The sequence below is a fragment of the Mycobacterium sp. 1245801.1 genome (assembly GCF_001673055.1).
Classification (GTDB): domain Bacteria; phylum Actinomycetota; class Actinomycetes; order Mycobacteriales; family Mycobacteriaceae; genus Mycobacterium; species Mycobacterium europaeum_A.
Genome location: NZ_LZKY01000316.1, coordinates 1 through 3396 on the forward strand (window position 1 = coordinate 1; position 3396 = coordinate 3396).

Annotated in this window: 3 protein-coding genes; 2 read left to right on the forward strand and 1 reads right to left on the reverse strand. The window is 69.4% G+C overall.

Annotated features, from left to right (window positions below):
• A partial coding sequence (locus tag A5622_RS20060; RefSeq protein WP_066880782.1) for a nitric oxide reductase activation protein occupies positions 1–1153 on the reverse strand: 1153 nt, incomplete at its 3' end.
• An 81-nt stretch (positions 1154–1234) separates the two neighbouring features.
• Between A5622_RS20060 and A5622_RS20065 the strand changes: the two genes are divergently transcribed.
• Positions 1235–2209, forward strand: a complete 975-nt coding sequence (locus tag A5622_RS20065; RefSeq protein ID WP_066880786.1) for an SDR family NAD(P)-dependent oxidoreductase — start codon at positions 1235–1237, stop codon at positions 2207–2209.
• An 86-nt stretch (positions 2210–2295) separates the two neighbouring features.
• Positions 2296–3396: acyl-CoA dehydrogenase family protein (locus A5622_RS20070; RefSeq protein WP_066880784.1), on the forward strand; the 1101-nt coding region annotated here is incomplete at its 3' end.

Genomic DNA, 3396 nt, shown 5'->3' on the forward strand with positions numbered 1-3396 from the left:
CGACCGTTCCGGGTTCGCCCGCCGAGCCCGACACATCGAGCAGCAGCAGCACCGACAGGTCGCGCCGGCGGCGCAGGCTGTCCAGGTACACGGCCTCGTCGGGCACCGACCCGGCCCGCACCTCCACGCGGGCTTCCACGGCCGCGTCGATGTCGATGTCGTCGCCCTGCGCCTGCCGGTGGCGGCGGTGCAGACCCATGCCGAGCCGCGACAGCGGCCGCCGCACCCCGACGGCATCGTCGATGGCCTGGGTGGCCGACACCTTGATTTGCGGATCGATCTCGCGCACGGTGCACCAGGCCGGCCGGTAGCTCTTGCGCGCGACGTCCCATTCCGGATATCGCACACCGTCGGCGGCGGTTTGGCCCTCGCGCTCGGCGTCCGCGTCGTCACCGGAGGTCGAGGCCAGCGACGTGACGGCGTATGCGCCGCGCTTGCCGGAGCTGGTGCGATGGGTCGGGTTGTCCGCGCCGGGCGGACCCCCGCCACTTCCCGTCTTGCGTGCGGAGGACAGCATCTTCTTCAACCACTTGCCGATGAATCCGCCACCGCCGACCGGGCTGGTGAACAGGTCGGGATCGTCGGAGTCGTCCACCTCGCCGTCGTCGAGCTCGTCCAGTTCCGTTGCGCCGTTGCTCCGCGGCACGTGTCCGGGCCTGGCCTCTTCGTCTTGTTTGGCCGCCCGGGCGCACGCGGCGACCACCTTCGCCGCGCGCAGCACCCCGAACTGTGGCGGCGGCTCCGGCAGCGCCACCCGTGCCGCGGCGACGTCCAGCGACGCGCGCGGCGAATCGCTGCGGCGCGCGATGTCGGGGTCGCCCAGCGACGCCAAAACGCTTGGCAGCAAAGCGGCATTCGCGATCAGGGCGCGGTGGCCTTCGACCGCCAGATAGCGCTGCGCCAGTTTGCGGTGCCGCACCAACTTAGCGACCAGATCGGGATCCAGGCTGCCGGCCGCGATCATCGAGGCGTGCACGGCGACCGACTCGAGCCGCGCGCGCGGCCCGGCGGCGGCATCGACGTAGATCGTTTGGCCGTCCGTCCACGCGGGTTCGCCGGGTGGCAGTTCGGCGACCGCCGCCGCCCGGCCCGCGAGCGCCGAGGCGAGCATGCCGAGTCCCTGCACCCGGTCGCCCCGGGCGTCGTCCCCCACACACACCTCCGGATTGTTGACCAAATATCTGTTCCACCGTAAAGTCCGGCTGCACGGCAGTCAATGAATCAGGAGCACACGATGATTGAGTTCACCGGCCAGGTGGCGGTGGTGACCGGGGCCGGTCGGGGGCTCGGTCGCCTGTACGCGCTGGACCTGGCCCGCCGGGGTGCGGCGGTGGTGGTCAACGACCTCGGCGGCTCCATGCGCGGCGACGGTTCCGACTCCCGCGTCGCCGACGAGGTGGTCGACGAGATCACCCGGGCCGGTGGCACCGCGCTCGCCTCGTACGACTCCGTGGACAATCCGGCCGGCGGGCAGGCGATCGTCGACGCCGCCGTCGATGGGTTCGGGCGCCTGGACGCCGTGGTCAGCAACGCCGGCATTTTCGGCAGCGTGGCGTTCGAGGACCTCTCGCACGACGACTGGACGCGGATGTTGCGCGTGCATCTCGACGGCGGCTTTCATCTGGCCCAGCCGGCGTATCGGGCGATGAAGAACAGCGGGGGCGGACGCTTCGTGTTCATCTCGTCGTCCGCCGGGATCTTCGGCCAACCGATGGAGGCCCACTACGCGGCGGCCAAGGCCGGGTTAGTCGGGCTGACCAACGTCATCGCCATCGAGGGCGAAGCGCACGGCATACTCGCCAATTCCGTTATGCCTACCGGCTTCTCGCGGATGGTCACCGAGACGGTCGGCGACGAGAAGTTCCTCGCCGAATCCGGCTTCATGCAAGCCATCCGGCCCGAGCTCGTGGTACCGCTGGTGACGTTTCTGGCCAGCACCGCCTGCACCTTCACCCACCGCAACTACTCCGCGGCCGCCGGCCGCTACGCGCGGGTGTTCGTCGGCCTCACCGAAGGCTGGCTCGCCGAGGCCGACAGCCGTCCGGCCGCCGAGGACATCGCGGCGCATCTCGAGCAGATCTCCTCGACGGAGAAGTTCATCGTGCCCGCGTCGATCGTCGACGAGGTGCTGGAAGTGTGTGAGCGACGCGGTGTCAGCCCGATGCCGGGTAACGCCGAGGTGGACTTCCCCGAACCTCGAGGGAGTTGATTGACCAACTATCTGCTCAACCGTAGAGTCCGGCTTGGCCACAAGGTTTTCCGACGCCGAAGACGACGCTAGAGACAAAGAGAAACGTGGACTTTTCCTACCCGCCGGACGTGGAGCGATTCCGCGGCGAGCTGCGTGACTGGCTGGGGCAGAACCTGACCGACGAGCTGGTGGCGGCCCGCCGGCCCACCGGCCGCGACGACGCCGCATTCGAGATGCTGCGCGGCTGGAATGCGACGATGGCCGACGCGGGATGGGCCGCCGTGTCTTGGCCACCCGAATACGGCGGGCGCGGCGCGACGGTGCTCGAGCAGCTGGTCTACACCGAAGAGACCACGCGCGCGCGAGCTCCTATGCCGCTCAACGTGATTGGACTCAACAACATCGCCCCGGCCATCATGCAGTACGGCACCGAGGCCCAGAAACGCACGCTGCTCCCCCGCATGATGCGCGCCGACGACATCTGGTGCCAGGGAATGTCGGAGCCGGAGGCGGGCTCCGACCTCGCGGCGCTGCGCACCCGCGCCGCGCGAGACGGTGACGACTTCGTCGTCAACGGTCAGAAGATCTGGACCTCGCTGGGACATCGGGCCGACTGGTGTCAGCTCTACGTGCGCACCGACCCCGAGGCGCCCAAACACAAGGGGATCTCCTGCCTGATCGTCGACATGACGCTGCCGGGCATCGAGGTCCGCCCGCTGGTCACGCTCAATGGTGACGCCGACTTCGCCGAGGTCTTCTTTCACGACGTGCGGGTGCCGGCGGACGCGTTGCTCGGTCCGCTCAACGCGGGCTGGCAGGTGGCCACCACCACACTCAGCCACGAGCGCGCCGGCGCCGCCAGGCTGTACGCGGAGATGCAGGTGCGGCTCGAAGAGCTGGTCAATGATCTCGGCGCGGCCGGCAGGGACGCGCTGGACGATCCGGTGACGTTGCGGCGGCTCGGCGAAATCGCGCTTCGCATCAAGTATCTCGAAGTCCTGTGCCAGCGGTCGATCTCGGCGTCGTTGCATGGGGGTGACGCGTTCGGGTCGGCGAGCCTCGCCAAGACGGTGTGGGGCGAGATCGGCCAGGACCTGGCCGCATTGGCCTTCGACGTGCTGGGTACCAGCGGCGCCGGCGCGCCGTGGGCGAACTACCGGCTGACGTCGCGGTCGCTGACCATCGCGGGCGGCACCACGCAGATC

Bases quoted from the DNA above. Each gene is read 5' to 3' on its own strand.
- A5622_RS20065 (WP_066880786.1), top strand. From the start codon at position 1,235: ATGATTGAGTTCACCGGCCAGGTGGCGGTGGTGACCGGGGCCGGTCGG.